Consider the following 19,992-nt stretch of genomic DNA (forward strand, 5'->3'; position numbering starts at 1 on the left):
GTCTCGGAAACCACTCTTTTCCTGGGCATGGGGAGATGACACAACATTCCGGAGAGGTTGCTACCTCACCGCAGAGCAGTCAGGCAGTCGAGATTCCCGTCGAGGAGGCCGGCAGGTATCACGTGATAGTCGTCGGCGGCGGGCTGAGTGGCGTGTGCGCGGCCGTCGCCTCAGCCAGAACGGGGGCACGCACGCTGCTGGCCGAGGCCCTTCCGTTCGTTGGCGGCAACGGAACCACCGGGCTGCCCATCAGCGGGCTGCGCGCCAGGAACTCCGACAGCGTGGTCGTTCGCGGTCTCGTCGCTGAGATTCTTGATCTGATGCGTCGCCGCAGCGCGGTGAGCAGCGACTTCGCGCGTCAGGACTGGATCGCGGTGGACGCCGAACAGTTGCAGCTCGTTCTGGGACACCTTCTGGAGTCGGCGGGCGTGACCCTGCTCACGTACTCTCCGCTGCTGGCCGCGGTCCGCGCCGGTGTTCGGATCAGTGATGCTGTTTTCTACAACAAGGACGGGCGCGCTCTGAGATACCGCGCGGAGATGTTCGTCGACACCACGGGAGACGCACAGGTGGCGCGCCTCGCCGGACTCACCACGCCCATGGGCCGCCAACGCGACGGACGCACACAAACCATGTCGCTGGTCTTCTCGGTGGCCGGAATCAGGGAACGCCGAACTCCGCCCGATGACGCGGTCGTGGACCTGTGGAACAGGTTGCAGGAGACCGGTACGTATCGGCGGAACCAGCGCCGCAACCCATCGATCAACCGCGTGATCAACCGGCCAGGATGGCGTTCGTTCATCGCCACCCGAATCCATGTCCCCAAGGGCACCGACAACAGACTGCTCGCCGTGGCCGAACTGGAGGGGCGGAAGCAGATCGAAGAGTTTGTGGAGTCATTCCTGCGGGCGCGCGTTCCCGGGTACGAGCACTGCTTCCTTGCCCAGATAGCCAACCACGTTGGCGTACGTGAAACCCGACGCGTCTCCGGGCTGTACGAGATGAGCGTCAGCGACCTGCTGACCGGGCGGAAGTTCCCCGACTCGATCGCCTGCAACGCCAGCTCGGTCGAGAACCATCAACCGGACAGCGGAAGCGTACAGTGGCAACACCTGAGCGACGGCGACTACTACACCATCCCCTACCGTTCCCTGGTGGCCCGGGAGGTGGAGAACCTGTTCGCCAGTGGGCGTTGCATCAGCGCCAGCCACGAGGCGCTGGCAGCACTGCGGGTCCTGAGCCCGTCCATGGCGACCGGACAGGCAGCGGGCACGGCCGCCGCCCTGGCCGCCCTGCGACGAACGTCGGCACATGAACTCGACCCGGAACTCCTGAGAGCGGCGCTGAGGAGCTCCGGAGCGATCGTTGACTGAACCTCGGACCGCTGACCGGCGGAACGCACAGGACCGGCACGGTCATTCGGGGTCGAGGACGCGGTGGGTGGTGTCGGCGCGGGCGAAGGCGGGGAACTGGTCGGGGGCGCATTCCACGTCGGCCCAGGCGGGGCCGGTGAGCGGCGGGCAGCCGACGAGCGGCGTCCACTCCCCCGGCGGAACGTACAGGGCGCGGTGGCCGCCGGGCTGGAGGATCGGCGCCACCAGGACGTCGGGGCCGAGCAGGTACTGCAGGTCGGCGTCGCGGGCCCGGCGGTCCCCGGGGTAGGCCAGCGGCATCGGCCGCATCAGTGGCAGCCCGTCGCCGGCCCACGACTCCCGCTCGGCGCCGCTCTCCAGACCGCCCTCCGTGCCGGGCTCGAGCGGCTGTGGGGGGAAGTCCGGCGGCTGGGACGCCGCCACCGCGCAGCGGATCAGGTAGCGCCGCAGCCGGTGCCGGAGCCGGCACGCCTCGATGGCGGCGGAGCGCGCGGGCTCGGGGTAGGCGGTCGGCTCCCGCCGCCCCATCCCGTGCATCCGCATGATCGGCGCGAACGCCGCCCACTGCACCCACCGCCCGTAGAGCTCGGGGTCCACGTCCGCGAACACCGCGTCGGGCGTCATCCCGCGGCGGAGCTCGCCGGCCTGGGCGAACGAGTCGGGCGTCCAGTAGCCGCCCGCGTCGAAGGTGACGGCCGAGAAGCCGCTCAGCGACATCGACAGCACCGCGCGGAGCGTGCAGGTCAGGCCGCTCCAGGTGGACGGCATGTCGCCGGCCCAGTGCGCCGCGTACCGCTGGGAGCCGGCCGAGCCCGACCGGCACAGCGGCACGAAGTCCGCGCCCCTGACCTCCGCGCCGGCCTCGCGCACCACCTTCTGGTAGAGCACGCCGTACGAGTCGCGCCGCTCGCCGCCCACGCTGCCGTCGGCGAAGACCGCGTCCTCGGCGATCTCCTCGCCGAAGTCCGCGAGCAACGCCGTGTTGCCCTCCTCCCGCAGCACCCGGGCCAGCCGCCTCCGCCACCAGGCCCTGGCCTCCGCGTTGGTGAAGTCGACGGGCACCGTCTCGGGGTTGTCCGCGGTGGCCGCCGGGCGGCCGTTCGCGGTGTGCACCAGGTGGCCGCGCTCGGACAGCTCGTGCGCGAGCGGCGAGTCGCGGCTGACGTAGGGGTTGATCCACAGGCTGGTGCGGACGCCGCGCTCGGCCAGCGGCCGGCTCCATCCGGCGGGGAAGCGCCGGCGGTCGGGGCCCGCGGTCCAGGACGCGTCGTCGAGCACCGACTCGGCCAGCCACTCGTCGACGTGCACGACGTCCACCGGGCAGCCGGCCGCGCGGAGTTCGTCCACCGTGCGGAGCACCTCGTCCGCCGTGAAGTAGGAGCTGCGGCTCATCCACACCCCGTAGGCCCAGTCGGGCAGCGCGCACGGCACGCCGGTGAGCGCGTGGTAGCGCGCCAGGATGGCGGGCGCGTCGCCGGTGATCAGGAACAGGTCCAGTTCGTCGCCGCCGATGAGCAGCCTGGCCGCCTCGGAGTGGGTGGCGCCGATGTCCGCGTCCACCGCCTCGCCGGTCCGCGCGAACACCGCCCAGCCGGCGTCGGACCAGAGCAGCGGGACGTTGAGGTAGGCGGAGTCCCGGCCGGCGGCGCGGTTCTCCTCGATGTTCCGCAGCCTCCGGTGCCGGCCGCGCAGGTTGATGCCCTGGTAGCTCTCGCCGCCGCCGTACACGGCCGCGTCCGGCGCGAGATGGATGGTCTCCACCCAGCCGGCGGGCCGGCCGTCGGCGGCCGGGAGCCGGCCCGCGTGGAACGGGACGGTCCTGCCCTCGGCCTCCGCGAACCGTTCGTACGGGCCGAGGCTCAGCCGCTGCGGGACGTCCCCGTTGGGTCCCGCGGGGGCGTCGGCGCCCTCGGCCGGGCCCCACAGCGCCTCCACGCCGGGCCCGGAGATGACGGTGCCCCGGCTGGTGCCGGTCAGCCGCGCGGGATGGTCGGCGAGTCCTTCCACCAGCAGTTCGTCGGCGCCCCTCCCCTCCGCCCCCTCGGTGCGCAGCCGCAGCACCCCGGGCACCGGAACGGAGCAGGCGAAACGCACCACCCGCCCCGACCCCAGGGTGACCCGCAGCCGGCCACCCGTCTCGGGGGCGCAGGCCACGTACGGGTCCGTCTCCATCACCGGCGCCGGGTACCCGGCCGTCCCACCAGCAAACGGCGCGGAAACGGTGGGGCACGACGGGGGTCGGATCCGGCTACTACAGCTACGCTCTGTCAGGGCCGCACGGGGACCGTCAGCCGGTCGCCGTGGCCACCCCGCACGACCTCGCGGCCGAACTCGCGGACGAGCCACGGGATCCATGGCCCCTACCTCCTTTCGCACCGCTGACCACGGCGTTCCGCTCACACTAGGATGCGTGCACGTCTCGTCGCAGTGCGTGAGGAGTGCTCCGTTGACCCCGAGGACTAGAAGCCTCTACATCACCGGCGTCTGGCCCTGGCCCCGGAACTCCGGAGGTCGGTTACGGGCGGCCGCGACCGTGCGGGCGTTGGCCGCCCTCGGCCCCGTGGACGTCGTCCAGCTGGCCGGCACCCGGCGCCCGGCCGTGCCCGACGAACCCGACCCGGACGTGCGGGAGTCGGTCACGCTGCTCCCCCTGGACGCCGCCGCCCCCGAGGTCCTCTCCGCCGCGGCGCGGGCGACGGAGGCGGCCCGCGACGCGGACTACCCGGCGCAGGTCGCGGAGATGTGCGGCGCCTACCGCGACCGGCTCGCCGACTGGCTGGCCGGCCACCGGTACGACGTCGTCTGGTGCAACCGCGTCAACTCCTGGGCGCCCGTGCACGGGCTGCTCACCGCCCCCTGCGTGATCGACGTCGACGACCTGCAGAACCGCCTGGCGCAGCAGCGGCTCGACGCCACGGGAGACGCGGCGGAGGCGGAGAACGCCAAGCGCTGGCTGCGCACGCAGGAGGCCGCGGCGCGCGGCGCGGACTGGCTGGTGGTGTGCAGCGAGTTGGACCGCTGCCGGCTCGGCGTGGAGAACTGCGGCGTGGTGCCGAACGTCTACCTCGACACGGCGGAGGTCACGCCGTTATCCAGCGCCGAACCCCGGCCGCGCATCCTGCTCCAGGGCCTGTTCCGCTATCCGCCGAACGCGGACGCCGCGAGACGCCTGGTCGACGACGTCCTGCCGCTGGTCCAGCGGGAGTTCCCGGACGCCCGGGTCTGGTTCGTCGGGCAGCACGGGGGCGAGCTCGACCGCTACGCCGGGCGGGACGACGTCCGGATCTTCGACGTGGTGCCCGACGTCCGGCCGTACGTGCGCGCGGCGGACGTGGTCGCGGTGCCGCTGCGCTTCGGCAGCGGCACCCGGCTGAAGCTCCTGGAGTCGTTCGCGATGGGCACGCCCGTGGTGAGCTCGCAGCTGGGCGCCGAGGGCATCGCGGCGACGCACGGCGAGCACATCCTGCTGGCGGACGACGCGGAGGAGCAGGCCGCGGCCGTGCTCGGCCTGCTCCGCGACCCGGCGGCCCGGCGGCGGATCGTGGCCGGCGCCCGGGAGTTGGTCGACCACCGGTACGGCGCCGCGGTCCTGAACGCGACCGTCGCCGAAGCCGTCGCCCAGGCCCGCCGCACCTTCGACCACCGGCGGGAATCCGGCTGACTCGACCAACAACGGTCCCCGGCTCCCGGCCTGCGGGCCGGGAGCCGGGGACCGTGCGGGTCGGGACGCTCAGCGGAGCGCGCGACGGCCGGCGCGCCGGGCGCCGACCAGCGGGAGCAGGTTGAGCAGCAGGCCGCCCACCGCGACGCCGGTGACCAGGTTGATGCCGGGCCGGTAGGGGCCGAAGTCGACGCCGGCGCCCTCCGCTCCGGCCACCAGCGCGGTGACCAGGGCGAGCACCAGCGCGGCGCCCACCTGTCCGGAGGTCTGCACCAGCCCGGAGGCCAGGCCCTGTTCCGAGTCGTCGATGCCCTCGGTGGCCTGCGCCATGATCGCGCTGAACCCGAAGGCGAAGCCGCCGCCGAGCAGCAGCATGGTCGGCAGGACGGTGACCAGGTAGTCGGGCGTGGTTCCCGCGGTGGCCAGGAACCATCCGTAGCCGAGGCTCATCGACGCCATGGAGGCGAGGATCAGCGGCGGCGTGCCGTACCGGTTGATCAGCCGGCCGACGAACGGGGAGCTGAGGGCCACCAGCAGGCCCGCGGGCAGCAGCCCGAACGCCATCCGCAGCGGCGACCAGCCGAGACCGTCCTGCAGGTAGAGGGTCATGACGAACTGGAAGCTCAGGTACGAGCCGAACAGGCCGATCATGCTCAGGTTGGCGCGCACCACGGTCCCGATCCGCAGGATGCCGAACCGCACGAGCGGGTGGGCGACCCGCTTCTCCACCAGGACGAAAGCGGTCAGCAGCGCGACGGAGAGGGCGATGGAGCCGAGCGTCAGCGGGTCGAACAGGCCGCGTTCGGGCCCGGACACCACGGTGTAGACGGCGAGCAGCATGCCACCGGTCAGGGTGGCGGCGCCGACCAGGTCGTGGCCGCCGCCGGCCGCGGGACGGTCCCGGGGTATCAGCAGGTAGCCGGCCACGACGGCGAGCACGGCGAGCGGAACGGGCGTCAGGAACGTCCAGCGCCAGCCGAGGCCGGTGAGCAGGCCGCCCAGGATCAGCCCCGAGGAGTAGCCGCTCGCGCCGAACGCGGAGAAGACGGCGAGCGCCCGGTTGCGTTGCGGGCCCTCGCGGAACGTGGTGGTCAGGATGGACAGCGCGGTGGGCGCGGTGAAGGCGGCGGCGAGGCCCTTGACGAAGCGGGTGGCGATCAGCAGCGGGCCGTTGTCGACCAGTCCGCCGAGCAGCGAGGCGGCGGCGAAGACGGTGAGGGCGATGAGGAAGACCCGCCGGCGCCCCAGCAGGTCGGCCATCCGGCCGCCCAGCAGCATCAGGCCGCCGTAGCCGAGCACGTAGCCGTTGACGATCCACTGCAACGAGGTGGCGGACAGGCCGAGTTCGTGGCCTATCGACGGCAGGGCCACGCCCACCATCGACACGTCGAGCGCGTCCAGGAACAGCACCAGGCACAGCACGGCCAGCACGCCCCAGAGGCGTGGGGTCCAGCGCTGCTCGTCGACGGTGGCCCTGGGGGCTGACGGCGCGGCCGGCGCCCGGGTGGGCACGGCGGTGGGCTGCGCCTCGACGGTCGTAGAGGTCGTAGAGAGGGACATGGCCCGAGACATTACATGCGCACGCATCTAGTGTCTACGCATAAAATGTGTGAGCAATAAATTCGGTTGCATGTAGCACGGCTGTCCGATAGCGTGAGGGGGTGTCCGCAGATGCTGTGCTCGCCGATCGGTGGCGGTCCCTGCTGTCCCGGTACAGCCGGATCGCGCACGACCTCGACCGCGAGCTCCAGGCCGCGCACGGCCTGACCGTCAGCGACTACGAGGCGCTGGACCGGCTGCTCAGCGAGCCCGACCGCAAGGTCCGGGTCCAGGACCTGGTCGACGACATGCACCTCAGCCAGAGCGCGCTCTCCCGCGCGGTGGCCCGCCTGGAGAAGTGCGGCCTGGCCCACCGTGACATGTGCGACACCGACCGCCGCGGCGTCTTCGTCACGCCGACGGAGACGGGCCGCGTCGTCCACGCCGAGGCCCGCAAGACCTACCTCGCGGTCCTCTCCCAACACCTCGCCTGAGCGAGGCCGTCGCGGCGCGTTACGGTGCGTTCGGCCCGGGTGCGTTCAGCACGGCGCGTCCGACCCGAGTGCTCCCAGCGCGGCGCGTCCCAGCGCGGCGCGTTCAGCCGACCTCGATGCCCGCGGCCGTCAGCCGGCGGGCGATGTCCGGCCAGGCGTCCGGCGAGGCCGAGCTCACGGCCGGCTCCGGCTCCTGCCGAAGCGCGAGGTCGCGGTCCTTGAAGCCGCTGGAGGTGGTGACGCACACCACGGGTCCGTCCACCGGCCCCTCGCGGCGCAGCGCCGCCAGGCCCGCCAGCCCCGCCGCGCTCGACAGCTCCATCCACAGTCCCTGCGCCGCCGCCTCGGCCCGCGCGGCCCGCATCTCGTCGTCGGTGACCAGCAGCGCCCGCCCGCCGCTCCCGGCGATCGCCAGCACGCCGCGGTAGCCGCCCACCGGACAGGCGATCGCGTACGCGTCGGTCGGCCCCAGGTCGACGACCGCCGCCGGGCGCCCCTGCCGCAGCGCGGCGTGCAACGGCCCGCCGGCGGCCGGCTCGCATCCGTACAGCCGCGGCACGTGGGTCGCCAGCCCCAGCCGGCGCAGCTCGGCGAAGCCCTTCCACACGCCGAACAGCAGCTCGCCGTAGCCGGTGGGCACGAACACCGCCTCGGGCACACCGATCTCGGTGAAGATCTCGTACGCCACCGTCTTGTACCCCTCCACGCCGAAGGGGTGGCCGGTGTGCGTGACGGTGGAGCTGCTGACCGGGTGCAGCCCGCAACGCGCCATGAGCGTCCGGGCCAGCGGCCACCGCTCGGCCACCGGCACCGGCAGCACCACGGCGCCGTACGCGTCCATGAACGCGCGCACCGCCGGCGGCGCCTCCGGCGAGGTCAGCACGACGCAGCGCAGCCCGGCGCGGGCCGCGAACGCCGCAGCCGAGGCGCCGTGGTTCCCCGACGAGGCCACCAGGACCCCCGGCGCCCCGACCCCGACGGCCGCGCTGACCGAGCACCGGTTGAGCCGGTCCTTGTGGCTCCACGTCGGGTTGCGCGACTCGTCCTTGACGAACACCCCGTCCCCGACGTCCACCAGCGGCGTCTGCCCCTCCCCCAGCCCCGGCGCGGCCAGCGGCGGCAGCAGCGGGCCCCAGCGCTCCAGGCCGAGCCGGGGCGCGGCCGACTCCCGGGTGGCGAAGAGGTCCGCGGGCAGCCGCTCGTAGTCGTAGTCCACCTCGACCGGGTAGGCCACCTCGTCCGTGCTGGTCCGCGGGCAGCCGTCAGTCAGCGGCGGCCACAGCGGGTACGTGACGTCCGGGTCGCCGAGCGACCGCTGCCCGCGCGCCAGCGAGACCTCGGCGCCCGCGCCCGGCTCGATCCCGCCGGACTCCCCCACCCCGGCCCCGGTCACGCGCGGCGCCACTTCCGGAGGCTGACCATCTCGCGCGGGGGCGTCTCCCGGCTGCCGACCTCGACGTAGGAGACCTCCGCGGCGTAGACGCTCCCCTCGGAGTCGACGGCGACGCTGTGCAGCCAGTTGAACTGGTCGGGCGCCTCGCCCGGCAGGTCGGCGCCGAACGACGTGACCAGCCGGCCCTCCCGGTCGTGTATCCGTATCTTGTGGCCGAGGTTGGGCACCCCGTGCTGGACCGGCGGCGGGCCCTGCTCGGCGACGTACACGTTGGTGTCGGCGCCGCGCCCGGCGCAGACGGCGACCGCCTTGTGCGCGTGCCAGGTGGTGCGGAACTCCCCGTCCAGCGAGAACACCTGCACCCGGTGGTTCTCCCGGTCGCACACCACGACCGCGTCGTCGCCGAACATCGCCACGTTGTGCGGCAGGCTGAACTGGCCCGGTTGGCTGCCCGGTTCACCCCACGACGCGATGTGCCGGCCCTCCGCGTCGTAGCGGTGCACCCGGGAGTTGCGGTACCCGTCCGACACGAAGACGTCGCCGGTCAGCGGCGACACGGCCACGTCGGTGGGCCGGTTGAATGGCTCGCCGCTCTGGAACCCGCTGGGCCGGCCGGTCCCGATCGTCAGCAGCGTGCCGCCCCACCGGTCGGTCTTGGTCGCCGTGTTGCCGACGTCGTCCACCAGCCACAGGTTGTCCTCGTGGTCCACGGTGATCGCGTGCGCCCGCAGGAACCGGCAGCCCTTCCAGCGCGGCATCAGGTTCCCGTACGGGTCCTCGAAGAGCTCCGTCCCGACGAACGGCGTCTCGTTCCCCCACATGTCCACGACGTTCCCGTCGCGGTCGAAGACGAGCACCGGCATGTTGCCGCGGTTGAAGACGTAGACCCGGTCCGCCGAGTCGACGGCGACGGAGGTGGCCTCCCGCAGCCAGATCCCGTGCGGGACCTTGGCCCAGAAGGGCACCGGCTCATACACGGTCTCACTGGTCGCCGGTCCGACACCCATGCTGTTCCCTCCAGGCCCCGCGCACCGGCCCGGAATCATAACCCGCCGCTCAGTCGCCCGGCTCGGTCGGTGTCAGGTCCCGGTCGGTGATCCGGGCGAGGTGGCTGGCGAAGGTCGCGCGGGCGTCGGGGGTGAGGCGGGCGAGGGCGACCATCGCCGAGATGATGACGTCGCAGAGCTCGGACTCGACGTCCGCCCAGCTGTGCGAGTAGCCCTTCCTCGGGTTCTGGCCGGTCGCCCCGATGACCGCCTCGGCGACCTCCCCGGCCTCCTCGGTGATCTTGAGGATCTGGAGGATCCGCCGCTGCTCCACGGGCAACGTGCTGTGCGCCTCCAGCCGGGCGGCCAGCCGCTCGACGACGTCCCAGACGTCCCCTGCGTCCCCTGCGTCCCCGGTCTCGGGTGATCCCACGCCGCTCCCCGCACCGTCCGCCGCCGCGGCCGGCACCCTAGCGCCCACCCAGCCGCTCCCGCAGTTCCTCGTCGTCGGAGAGGAACCAGGTGTGCCGGCCGCGGTTGCACTCGCGGACGAAGTCGCGCAGCGCGGGACTGGCCTCCGTGTGGCGGGCGATGTCGCCGAGGACGACCAGCCCGATGTCGTACTGCACGAACTTCTGGACGATGTCCCCGGCGACCCGGGTGCGCAGCCGGAAGAACGTCTCGTCGAGCCGCGCGGCCGGGACGACGACCCACCGGGCACCCTGGTAGCCGGCGTCGCCGATGAGGTCCAGCACGTCCCGTTCCCCGGCGATGGGCTCGCCCTCCGGGTCGCACACGAACACCGGCACGTCGTTGATCGTCCGCAGGTCGCTCATGCTCGTCGAGGCTAGCCGCCCGCCCGGGCGGGTGACGAGGCGGGCGGTGAGCGCGAGGAGCGCCGCGGCGGTCACCAGGGCCCAGTGCGGGCCCGCCGTGGCGGCCAGGGCGATCGCGAGGCCGCAGCTGATCTCGCCGGCGTACTCGGCCTGGGCGAGGAAGGAGTGCACGGTGGCCCGGACGTCGTCCGTGGTCTGCTCGTTGACCCAGATGGTGGCGATCACCCGGGTCAGCGGCGACGCGACGCCCGCCACCAGCAGCACCGCAGCGCCGCCGGTGACGGCGTCCGGGGCGAGGGCCAGGGCCGCGACGCCGGCCGCCCCCGCCGCGCACGCCACGGCGTAGCCGCGCCGCGCGGCCCGCGCGCCGTGCAGGCGGGACTCGGCGATCCGCAGGGCCGCCGCCCCGACCAGCAGGGCCGCGACGTTGAGCGCCGTGAACCAGACGAGGGGATCGGCCGGGAAGCCGACCGCGAAGAGGCGCTGCGGGTAGAGCCGGGCGAAGCCGTCGAGGGCGCCGTTGACCAGGAACGTGGCCGCGAAGATCAGCAGCAGCGCCCGGCCGCGCCGCACCAGCGCGAGGCCGCGGCGCAGAATCGCCCTCCCCCAGGCCCTGGAGGGCCTGGGAGGTGCCCCCATCGCCGACCAGCGGCCCGCGGCGGCCGGCACGAAGCGCTCCTCGCGGAACCGCAGCACGCGTACAGGCCGAGCAGCAGCATGGCGACGCCGGCCAGCAGCATCGTGGCGCGGCGCTCGGTGAGCGTGGCGAGCAGGCCCAGCCCCACCACGCCGGTGGCGGCGCCGGACGGTTGGGCCCGCCCGGAGCGCACCAGCACCGCCGGCATCGCCTCGGGCCTGGCCAACTCGTCGGTCACCCAGGCGACCTCGGCGCCGCTGGCGAAGGTCCAGGACAGGCCCCACAGCATCTGGGTGGCGGCCACCGCCCAGAATTCGGTCGCCAGTCCGGTGGCCAGCATCGCCGTGCCCATCAGGCCGTGCGAGACGACCAGGGACCACTTGCTTCGTGCGCAGAAAACTTTTTCTATCGTCACGTCTCTGCCGAGGCATCCTTGACACCCTCGGGAGCCCGTGCCAGCGTCCTGTATCGATACAAGACGGAGGAGACACCCATGCCCAGAAACGCCGGCACGGCGATCATCAACCTCGACCTGGCCGGGCCGCGGATCAGCCGGCACCTCTACGGTCACTTCGCCGAACACCTCGGCCGTTGCATCTACGGCGGCTTCTACGTGGGCGAGGACTCCCCCATCCCGAACGAGGGCGGCCTGCGGCTGGACGTCGTCGAGGCGCTGCGCGCCCTGAACATCCCCAACCTCCGCTGGCCGGGCGGCTGCTTCGCCGACGAGTACCACTGGCGGGACGGTGTCGGCGCGCGGGAGACGCGCCCCCGGATGGTGAACACCCACTGGGGCAACGTCGAGGAGAACAACCACTTCGGCACGCACGAGTTCATGGCACTGTGCGAGTTGCTCGGCGCGGAGCCGTACATCAGCGGCAACGTCGGCAGCGGCACCGTGCAGGAGATGAGCGAGTGGGTGGAGTACCTCACCCGCGACGGCGACAGCCCGATGGTCGCCCTGCGCAAGGCCAACGGCCGCGAGGCGCCGTGGCGGGTGCCGTTCTGGGGCCTGGGCAACGAGACCTGGGGCTGCGGCGGGAACATGCGCGCCGAGCACTACGCGGACCTGGCCCGGCAGTACTCCACCTACTGCCGCGACCACGGCGACAACACCCTCTACCGGATCGCGGCGGGCGCCGCCGACGACGACTACGCCTGGACCGAGACGCTGATGAAGCAGATCAGCTGCTTCGGCTGCGAGGCCACCCCGAAGAACTTCTTCCAGGGCGTCTCCTTCCACTACTACACGCTGGCCGGACCGTGGGCGGCCAAGGGCAGCGCGACGGACTTCGACACCGACGACCACTACCGGACGATGGCCGCCGCCCAGCGCGTCGACCGCGTCATCGCCGGCCACTCCGCCGTCATGGACTGCTACGACCCGGGGCGGAAGGTCGGCCTGGTGCTCGACGAGTGGGGCACCTGGTGGGACGTCGAGCCCGGCACCAACCCCGGCTTCCTCTTCCAGCAGAACACCCTGCGCGACGCGCTCGTCGCCGGCCTGCACTTCGACATCTTCCACCGGCACGCGGAGCGGCTGTTCATGGCGAACATCGCCCAGACCGTCAACGTGCTCCAGGCGATGATCCTGACCGACCCCGAGCACCCCGAGACGCTGGTGCTCACCCCCACCTACCACGTCTTCGAGATGAACAAGGGCCACCAGGACGCCGCCTCCCTCGCCGTCCACCTGCGCGCCTCGGGCACCACCCGGCCGACGCACGACGGGAAGCGGGAGGTGGAGCTGGAGACGCTGTCGGTCTCGGCGAGCGTGAAGGACGGCACCGTGCTGATCTCCTGCACCAACCTGGACGCCGAGGCGGAGGTGGACCTGGACTTCGACCTGCGCGGCGGCGCGATCGGCACGCCGACGGCCCGCGTGCTGACCGCCGACCGGCTCCAGACGCACAACACCCCGGACCACCCGACGACGGTGGCGCCGCGGCCGCTCGACGGGGTGAGCGTCGTCGAGGGCGGCCTGCGCGTCACGCTGCCCGCCCACTCGTTCGTCACCCTCCAGGTCCCACTGGCCTGACGTCCGGGCCCCGGCCCGAACGGCCGTTCCCCCGGGCCCGGGTGGCTACCCGCCCGGGGGAACGGGCCGCGCGTGGCGGTCCTCACGGAAGTGCGCCGAACCGTCACCCAACGACGCGACAACCCGTAAACTAAAGTGACTTCAGCGGGCCCGCTGTAGTCCTAACCCCTGCCCGAGCGGTGGCCGGGGGAGCGTTTGGGGAGGTCACAGCGGTGAACGAGCCGATCTCGCCTGAAGACTTCAGTGACCCTCTTCAACGTTTCGGCGCCGACGTCAAGCGGGTGCGCCTCGGCCGCAAGATCACGCAGAAGCAGTTGGGCCGGACCACCGGCTACTCCGAGTCGTACGTGAGCCAGGTGGAGTCGGGCAAGCTCCTGCCCAGCGAGCGGTTCGCCATCGGATGTGACGCGGCGTTCGGGACCAACGGTCTGTTCAGTGGCCTGCTCCACCGCATCGAGGAGGGTGACCACCCCACCAGCTTCGTGCCCTACGTGCAGTTGGAACAGAAGGCGTCGAGCATCCTCGGCTTCGCGGCGACGACGATCATGGGCATTCTCCAGACGGAGGAGTACGCGACCGCCATCTTCCGCGCCGGACACCCCTTCGAGACGGATGACGTGATCCGGGGCAAGGTGGCGGCGCGCCTCAGGCGGCGGGAAGTCCTCGACCAGGATCGCCCGCCGAAGCTCTGGACCGTGCTGCACGAGGCGTGCCTGCGTACGCATGTGGGCGGAGCTTCCGTCATGGCCGGCCAATTGGAGTTCCTGATGCATTTAGCCGCCCGACCCGGTATTGACGTGCAGGTAATGCCCTTCGTGGCGGGAGCGGCGGCCGGGCATTCGGTCCCGTTCACGCTCCTGACCTTCAGGGACTCGCCGGCGGTGCTGTATTCGGAGGATCCGCAGGGAGGTCGGCTGTGCCGAACGGCGTCAACCGTCGCCTCCTCCCTGCACGTCTATGATCGCCTCCGAGCACACGCGCTGCCGCCGGACGAGTCGCTGACCTTCATAGATACCGTGCGCAAGGAGTTCGCCCCATGAGACAAGAGGACCTCACGCCCGCTGAGTGGATCAAGTCGTCCTACAGCGCCTCATCCGGCGGTGAGTGCGTGGAGTTCTCCCGGGTCCATCTCCCCTCCGGTGTCGTCCCGGTCAGGGACGCCAAGGCCCCGGAAGGTCCGTCCCTGACATTCCCGCCGACCGGCTGGGCGTCGTTCGTGACCGCCGTCCAACGGAACGAACTCGCCGCCTGAATCCCTCCGTCCTTCTCTCTTCCGTCGCTTCACCTCTCTTCACCTCTCTTCACGTCTCCTGACGTCTCTTCCGTGCCGTCCGGCTCGTGTTTCCGCACGTTGCGCCCGGTGCCAACCTCGCGAACTTTCGACGCCCGTCCCGGGCACCGGAACGGGCGGCCCCGACGGCCGCGGCGCCCGGGCAGGACTCATCGGGGCCGGCCCGTGGTCGAGGCGCGCGAGCGGGGTACCGGGGTTCCGGAGCGCTCGCCGGGAGGGGGGTTCGTCCGCCCCGTCCCGTCCCGGTCCCGTCGACGAGGGAGACGCATGCGGTATCAGCATCCGAGGAGAATCACCCCCGCGGAAGCCGAGGACGCCTTTCGTTCGCAGGATTCGACCAGAATCGCGGAGACGCTGATCTCCTCGGCGTTCCACTGTTCGGAAAGAGAATGGGTCGAGGGGTGGTTGATCCGGTTCTCCGGTCATCCCGAGGTCCGGGTGCGGCGGGCCGCCGCGCTCGCCCTGGGTCATCTGGCCCGGCTGCACGGACAGGTCTCGCCGGAGGCCGTCGCCGCGGTCTCCGCGCTGCTGGACGACGCGGAGCTTTCCGGCGCCCCCGCCAACGCGCTCGACGACGTCCGGATGTTCACGGACGCGACGCCGTGAATGCTCCGACCCCGGATCGCCGACCCGTTTCGCCTCCCCCGGACCTCGTCCGGGGGACCGGCAGTCCACCGCGCTAATGTCCACCAGGTAAGCGGTATTTTCCACGCCGCCCGGGCAGTTCGCTCGCGATCTCCACAAACGCCGAGGAAGCCAAAACCTCTTGCTCCCAGGCGTCTTGACAGCCATAAATCCCGGCGCTACTTTCCGGTGCAATAGAAAGCGCTTGCTGCACTGGAGGTTCACAGGACCTGAATTCCCCTCCGATATCCCACCAGGAACGTGGTCCGAGCCGCCACGCCTCGCGCGAGAAGTGTTGGACGAACACGAAAGAGAGATCCGGGATGTCCCCTGACCACACCCCCCACAAGAGATTTACCCGTCGCCGTTCCCTGATCGTGGCCGGGCTGCTGACGGCCGTGGCCGCCGGCGCCGGCATCGCCTCCACGGGCGGGACCGCGACGGCCGCTGCCGCCGGCCTCGAGGGCTGGGCCACGCAGAACGGCGGCACCACCGGCGGCCAGGGCGGAAGCACCGTCACCGTCGACTCGGCCAGCGAACTCACCAGCGCGATCGGCCAGTCGGGGCCGCTGGTCGTCCAGGTGAGCGGCACGATCAACCTCTCCGGCATGAACGACGTCGCCAGCGACAAGACGATCGTCGGCAACAACGGCGCCCGGATCACCGGCGGCGGCTTCGACATCAACGGTCAGAGCAACGTCATCATCCAGAACCTCACCTTCGAGGACTGGGACGACGACGCCATCAACGTCCAGGAGAGCTCGACCAACATCTGGATCGACCACAACACCTTCTACACGGGCTCCGACGGCGCGGTCGACATCAAGCGCGAGTCGGACTTCATCACCGTGTCGTGGAACCACCTGGACGGCAGCGGGAAGTCGATGCTGCTCGGCCACTCCGACGACCACTCCGAGGACATCGGCCATCTGCGGGTGACCTACCACCACAACTGGTTCGACGGCAGCGAGACCCGCCACCCGCGGGTGCGCTTCGGCGACCCGGTGCACGTGTACAACAACTACTACTACGACAACGAGTACGGCGTCGCCTCCACCATGGGCGCGGGCGTCCTCGTCGAGGGCAACTACTTCGAGAACTGCGACGAGCCCACCCTCGTCGGCTACGCCAGCAGCGACGCGGGCGACGTCGTGGCGCGGAACAACTACGCGACCGGCTCCGGACCGCTGGAGACCGCGGGTTCGGTGAACTCCATCCCGTACTCGTACACGTTGGACAACGCGAGCTCCGTCAAGTCCATCGTCACGGGCGGCGCCGGCGCCAACTGATCCGGCCGCGCCCGCCACCCCGCACCACGGTCCCACCGCACCACGCACCATCGCCGGCCGGCCACCGTCACGGGTGTGCCTCCCCGATCCCTCTCCGCGTCCTCTCCGCGCGCGGACGGGGAGGCGCGCCTGGCCGGACGAGCGAAACCCCCGGGGGTCCGCACGAGCCGCCGTGACCCCCCACCCGGCCGGTGCCCACCGCCCGCGCCCCCTTCACCCAGCCCACGGGCCGCGGGCGGCGCGACGGCACGGCCCGGGGCCCCGACCGGAAGCGCACCGGCCGGGGCCCTGCCGCGCGGCCCGGGCACGCCCGGGCCGCGCTCGTGCTCGTTGGAGCGGTCGACGTCCGCGGGGCGCCCCGTCTGGGGGTTCCGCGTCTGAGGGCGCGCGGCCTCAGTGAGTGGGCTGCACCCACAGCAGCCAGCCCTGGTTGCTGCGGAGTTCGGCGCACTGCCAGCCCACCCAGCGGTCCTGGGCAAGTCCGGCGTTACCGGCGGACACGCACGCGCTGTGCGAGCGGTAGACCCCGCCGGGAACCATCTCGGCGGCGTTGGCCGTGCCCGGAGGTGAGACCGACCCCCGCCGCGATACTCGCGGCGAGAGCCGCGGAAACGACACACTTCTTCAGCGTTGGTACTCCTCGATCGTTCGCTGCGATTCGGCCTCGAAAGGGCTGCTGCGTGACGATCCGTCCGCCTGATTGCGGCCGACGTCAACGACGTGCCGCGGGAAAGTGGTACGGGCGACAACAGCTCTCTCGAACGGCACCGACGACCGCCGGTCGGCGGTCACCCTGTGACCGCCACTACACACTCTGCCCTTGGGGCACAGACAACTCGGCCCGAACGTGATCTGGATCACCGGACGCGGCTCCTGAGCCTGCCCTGGGACTTCGGCGGTGGAGCGGGCTCCGCATCTGCCACGCTGCTGGCCCGGCCGGCACAGTTGGCTGCCGTGCGGTGTCCCGTCGGCGGGCCGCCTCAGATGCCGATGAGCCGCACGCGCTCGCCGCACAGTCTGCGCATGTCGTCGACGTCCGACGTCAGCATGGCGACGGGGCCTGGCTGACGCAGTGCGGTCTCGGCGACGGTGGCGTCGATCGCGTGCTTGTGGCCGTGCAGTCCCGAGGTCTTGAGCAGGTGGGCGGCAGCCTTGGCGGTCTGGCCGGTCACGGGCTCGATCTTGAGACGGGACAGCACCCAGTTCAGCCGCGGCACGCTGACGCGGCCGTGGCTCACCTCGACGATGGTGTTGGCGCCGATGACGGGATCAGCTCCCATGCTGTGGAACACCTGGAGCATGGTGAGGATCTTGCGATCCTGGGCGATCCAGGCGGAGAGCCCCTGGCTGTCCAGAACCAGGGTTTCGAAGTGCTGTGTCACGCGGCGTCCGGCGGCGAGGCGTCATCAGCGGCGACAATCCGGGCGTGCGCCTCGGCCAGCTCCCCCTCGGAGAAGGCACCGTGCTCCTCCTGGTAGCGCCGTAGATCGTCACCGAGGAGCTGGTGCCTGATCTGGCGAGCCACCGCCTCCGCGACATAGCCAGAGACATTGTCGGTGAGCTTCCTGAGCTCGGTCACCTGCTCGGACGGAAGTGTGACGGTGATACGCGTGGTACCGGACATGAGGTAAGCATACTGCAGTATGCGCCTACCGGTACAGCTGAATGGCCTGCCAAGTGATCCATCCGGGAGCTGCCCGACAACGATGGCGATCGGGGCCACGTCCCTGACAGAGCGGGAGTCCGGGGCGGGCCGACGCATCGCCCGGCCGCCGTCCGTGCGAAGGAGCGGGCGACCGGGCGACGGGCGCCGCGGGCAGGCTCAGGCGTCGTCGTCCTTGGCCGCCCGCTCGATGGCGGCGGGTCGGATCTGGGCGGCGCGGACGCGGGAGACGTCGAGCTTCGTGGTGCGGTCGAAGCGGTAGACGCCGTTCTGCTCCTGGAAGACGTCGGTCAGCTGTGTGTAGCAGTAGCCGAACATGTCGGGGTCGTCCAGCAGTACCCCGGTCAGGGCGGCGAAGCGCTCCTGGAACTCCTCCTCGTCGCGCGGCCGTTCACCGTAGCCCCAGGACTCCTGCCGGTCGTCGCCGCGCGCCTCGGCCGCCGTCTCCGGGTGCCACCAGATGCCGCCGAACTCGCTGACGAAGTACGGCTGGCCCCGGTAGGGCAGCGACTCCGGGGTGCCGTCGGACCAGGTGTTGATGTACGGCTCGTCGCGGTCCAGGCCCGCGACCTGGGCGCCGAACTTCCCCGGGTCCTGCTCGTAGTTGTGCGAGTCGTAGACGTCGGTCTCCGCGACCCGGTGGCTGTAGCCGGAGGCGTCGAGCACCGGCCGGCTGGTGTCCATCGCCTTGGTGGCCAGGAACATCGCGCGGGTGACGGCGTCGAGCTGGGTGATCCGGTCGTGGATCCTCTGGCGGGTCTCGTTCAGCGGGCACCAGCCCACGATCGACGGGTGCGAGTAGTCGCGCTCCACGGCCTCCAGCCACTGCCCGGCGTACGAGGCATCGGGCTGTTGCAGGTCGCCCGAGTCCCCGCCGGTGCCCGCGCCCCAGTCGCCGAACTCGCCCCACACCAGGTAGCCCAGCCGGTCCGCGTGGTAGAGGAAGCGCTCCTCGAAGACCTTCTGGTGCAGCCGGGCGCCGTTGAAGCCGGCCGCCATGGACAGCTCGATGTCCTCGACCAGCGCCTCGTCGCTCGGCGCCGTCATCAGCCCGTCCGGGTACCAGCCCTGGTCGAGCACCAGGCGCTGGAACACGGTCCGGCCGTTGATCGTGATCGCCTTGCCACGGATGCCGACGGCGCGCAGGCCGGCGTAGCTGTCCGCGGTGTCAACCACCTCGCCCGCCCCGTCGAGCAGTTCCAGGCGCAGGTCGTAGAGATGGGGCGCGCCCGGACGCCACTCACGCCGGCGGTCCTCGGGGATCGGGAGGTACAGCCGGGGCGCCAGGTCCAGATCGGCGCGCGCCTCGGCGCGGGCCACCTCGCCGTCGGCGTCGCTCAGCACGGCCCGCACCCGGTGGCCCGACGCGTTGCCGGAGAGCGGCAGCTCCAGGTGGAACGCGGAGCCGGCCAGGTCGGGGGTGATCCGGGGCCGGCGCAGGTGCGTCTCGGGCACGGGCTCCAGCCACACCGTCTGCCAGATGCCGGTGACCCGGGTGTAGAGGCAGGAGTAGTTCTGGAAGCGGTCGGACTGCTTGCCGCGCGCCTGCGGGCCCGACCTGGGGTCCCTGGCCCGGACGGTGACGGTGATCTCCTCACCGGGCTCGGCGACGCCGTGCAGGTCGGCGGTGAACGGGGTGAAGCCGCCGCGGTGACGGACCACCTCGGTGCCGTTCACCCACACCGTGGTGTCGTAGTCGACCGCCTGGAAGTGCAGCAGCACCCGGCGTCCGGCCCAGGCCGCGGGCAGGGTCAGCGTCCGTCGGTACCAGACGGCCTCCAGGAAGTCCGTCTCGCCGATCCCGGAGAGCTCGGACTCCGGGCAGAACGGGACGGTGATCTCGTGGGTGAGGTCGCGGTCCAGCAGGCCACGCTCCAGGCCGCTGTCGCCGCGGTCGAACTCGAACTGCCAGCTGCCGTTGAGGTTGAGCCAGTCGCCGCGGACGAACTGGGGCCGCGGGTACTCGGGCCGGGGCACGGCGGATGGGGTGGACACAAGGACTCCTGTGACGTGCGGGGGGCGCGGCGCGGGTGCGATTCGCGCATTTACATCGATGTACTTTCCCATCGGCGCCCGCGCCGTGTAAAGGCTGGACCAGCCACGACTTTCCGTGCGGAACCGCGCGGCACGGGTGACCAGCGGCGCAGGACGTACGATCTACAGGTCTA

18 protein-coding genes are annotated in these 19,992 nt (G+C 71.6%); 8 read left to right on the top strand and 10 right to left on the bottom strand.

Going from position 1 to position 19,992, the window contains the following annotated elements:
* Positions 1-35 precede the first annotated feature (35 nt).
* Positions 36-1,373, top strand: coding sequence for an FAD-dependent oxidoreductase (locus ABGB06_RS17225; RefSeq protein ID WP_347590166.1), 1,338 nt, complete (start codon positions 36-38; stop codon positions 1,371-1,373).
* A gap of 42 nt (positions 1,374-1,415) precedes the next feature.
* Here ABGB06_RS17225 and ABGB06_RS17230 read toward each other — a convergent pair whose 3' ends face one another.
* Positions 1,416-3,545, bottom strand: coding sequence for a TIM-barrel domain-containing protein (locus ABGB06_RS17230; protein ID WP_347590483.1), 2,130 nt, complete (start codon positions 3,543-3,545; stop codon positions 1,416-1,418).
* A 274-nt stretch (positions 3,546-3,819) separates the two neighbouring features.
* On the opposite strand from ABGB06_RS17230, the gene ABGB06_RS17235 reads away from it, so the two are divergent.
* Positions 3,820-5,034 carry a glycosyltransferase family 4 protein gene (locus ABGB06_RS17235; protein ID WP_347590168.1) on the top strand — a complete coding sequence of 405 codons (1,215 nt, stop codon included), beginning with the start codon at positions 3,820-3,822 and terminating at the stop codon, positions 5,032-5,034.
* Positions 5,035-5,103: 69 nt separating this feature from the next.
* Here ABGB06_RS17235 and ABGB06_RS17240 read toward each other — a convergent pair whose 3' ends face one another.
* A complete protein-coding gene (locus ABGB06_RS17240; RefSeq protein WP_347590170.1) occupies positions 5,104-6,594 on the bottom strand; it encodes an MFS transporter in 1,491 nt (496 codons plus the stop codon).
* Positions 6,595-6,695: 101 nt separating this feature from the next.
* On the opposite strand from ABGB06_RS17240, the gene ABGB06_RS17245 reads away from it, so the two are divergent.
* The gene (locus tag ABGB06_RS17245) at positions 6,696-7,067 is read left to right on the top strand and encodes a MarR family transcriptional regulator (RefSeq protein ID WP_347590172.1); all 372 of its coding nucleotides are present in this window, start codon (positions 6,696-6,698) and stop codon (positions 7,065-7,067) included.
* Positions 7,068-7,170: 103 nt separating this feature from the next.
* On the opposite strand, the gene ABGB06_RS17250 is transcribed toward ABGB06_RS17245, so the two are convergent.
* From ABGB06_RS17250 to ABGB06_RS17270, 5 genes are all read right to left on the bottom strand, one after another.
* Positions 7,171-8,427 (bottom strand): pyridoxal-phosphate dependent enzyme, encoded by a 1,257-nt coding sequence (locus ABGB06_RS17250; RefSeq protein WP_347590485.1) that lies wholly within the window; start codon positions 8,425-8,427, stop codon positions 7,171-7,173.
* Between the two features lie 29 nt (positions 8,428-8,456).
* Positions 8,457-9,467: a peptidyl-alpha-hydroxyglycine alpha-amidating lyase family protein gene (locus ABGB06_RS17255; RefSeq protein ID WP_347590174.1), complete on the bottom strand. Its 1,011-nt coding sequence runs from the start codon at positions 9,465-9,467 to the stop codon at positions 8,457-8,459.
* A gap of 49 nt (positions 9,468-9,516) precedes the next feature.
* Complete coding sequence (locus ABGB06_RS17260) at positions 9,517-9,879, bottom strand: MazG-like family protein (protein ID WP_347590176.1); 363 nt, start codon at positions 9,877-9,879, stop codon at positions 9,517-9,519.
* Positions 9,880-9,916: 37 nt separating this feature from the next.
* Positions 9,917-10,282, bottom strand: coding sequence for a DUF4180 domain-containing protein (locus ABGB06_RS17265; protein WP_347590487.1), 366 nt, complete (start codon positions 10,280-10,282; stop codon positions 9,917-9,919).
* A 545-nt stretch (positions 10,283-10,827) separates the two neighbouring features.
* On the bottom strand, positions 10,828-11,334 hold the full coding sequence (locus ABGB06_RS17270; RefSeq protein WP_347590178.1) for a hypothetical protein: 507 nt from the start codon (positions 11,332-11,334) through the stop codon (positions 10,828-10,830).
* A gap of 78 nt (positions 11,335-11,412) precedes the next feature.
* Here ABGB06_RS17270 and ABGB06_RS17275 point away from each other — a divergent pair, with 78 nt between their 5' ends.
* The 5 genes from ABGB06_RS17275 (at position 11,413) to ABGB06_RS17295 (ending at position 16,161) form a co-directional block, all read left to right on the top strand.
* Entirely contained in the window at positions 11,413-12,957 is a 1,545-nt protein-coding gene (locus ABGB06_RS17275) for an alpha-L-arabinofuranosidase C-terminal domain-containing protein (RefSeq protein WP_347590180.1), read from the top strand.
* A gap of 212 nt (positions 12,958-13,169) precedes the next feature.
* The gene (locus ABGB06_RS17280) at positions 13,170-13,997 is read left to right on the top strand and encodes a helix-turn-helix transcriptional regulator (RefSeq protein WP_347590182.1); all 828 of its coding nucleotides are present in this window, start codon (positions 13,170-13,172) and stop codon (positions 13,995-13,997) included.
* Positions 13,994-14,209: a DUF397 domain-containing protein gene (locus ABGB06_RS17285; RefSeq protein ID WP_347590184.1), complete on the top strand. Its 216-nt coding sequence runs from the start codon at positions 13,994-13,996 to the stop codon at positions 14,207-14,209. The genes ABGB06_RS17280 and ABGB06_RS17285 overlap by 4 nt, the downstream gene beginning before the upstream one ends.
* A 306-nt stretch (positions 14,210-14,515) precedes the next feature.
* The gene (locus tag ABGB06_RS17290; RefSeq protein ID WP_347590186.1) at positions 14,516-14,854 is read left to right on the top strand and encodes a hypothetical protein; all 339 of its coding nucleotides are present in this window, start codon (positions 14,516-14,518) and stop codon (positions 14,852-14,854) included.
* A 395-nt stretch (positions 14,855-15,249) separates the two neighbouring features.
* Positions 15,250-16,161 carry a right-handed parallel beta-helix repeat-containing protein gene (locus ABGB06_RS17295; protein ID WP_347590188.1) on the top strand — a complete coding sequence of 304 codons (912 nt, stop codon included), beginning with the start codon at positions 15,250-15,252 and terminating at the stop codon, positions 16,159-16,161.
* A 980-nt stretch (positions 16,162-17,141) separates the two neighbouring features.
* Here the strand turns inward: ABGB06_RS17295 and ABGB06_RS17300 are convergent.
* The 3 genes from ABGB06_RS17300 to ABGB06_RS17310 all read right to left on the bottom strand — a co-directional run bounded on the left by ABGB06_RS17300 (position 17,142) and on the right by ABGB06_RS17310 (position 19,819).
* Positions 17,142-17,543: a DNA-binding protein gene (locus ABGB06_RS17300; protein WP_347590190.1), complete on the bottom strand. Its 402-nt coding sequence runs from the start codon at positions 17,541-17,543 to the stop codon at positions 17,142-17,144.
* Positions 17,540-17,785: a hypothetical protein gene (locus ABGB06_RS17305; RefSeq protein ID WP_347590192.1), complete on the bottom strand. Its 246-nt coding sequence runs from the start codon at positions 17,783-17,785 to the stop codon at positions 17,540-17,542. The genes ABGB06_RS17300 and ABGB06_RS17305 overlap by 4 nt, the downstream gene beginning before the upstream one ends.
* 198 nt (positions 17,786-17,983) lie before the next feature.
* Positions 17,984-19,819, bottom strand: a complete 1,836-nt coding sequence (locus tag ABGB06_RS17310; RefSeq protein ID WP_347590194.1) for a sugar-binding domain-containing protein — start codon at positions 19,817-19,819, stop codon at positions 17,984-17,986.
* Between the last annotated feature and the right edge of the window lie 173 nt (positions 19,820-19,992).

Source organism: Streptomyces sp. B6B3 (genome assembly GCF_039871525.1).
Classification (GTDB): domain Bacteria; phylum Actinomycetota; class Actinomycetes; order Streptomycetales; family Streptomycetaceae; genus Streptomyces.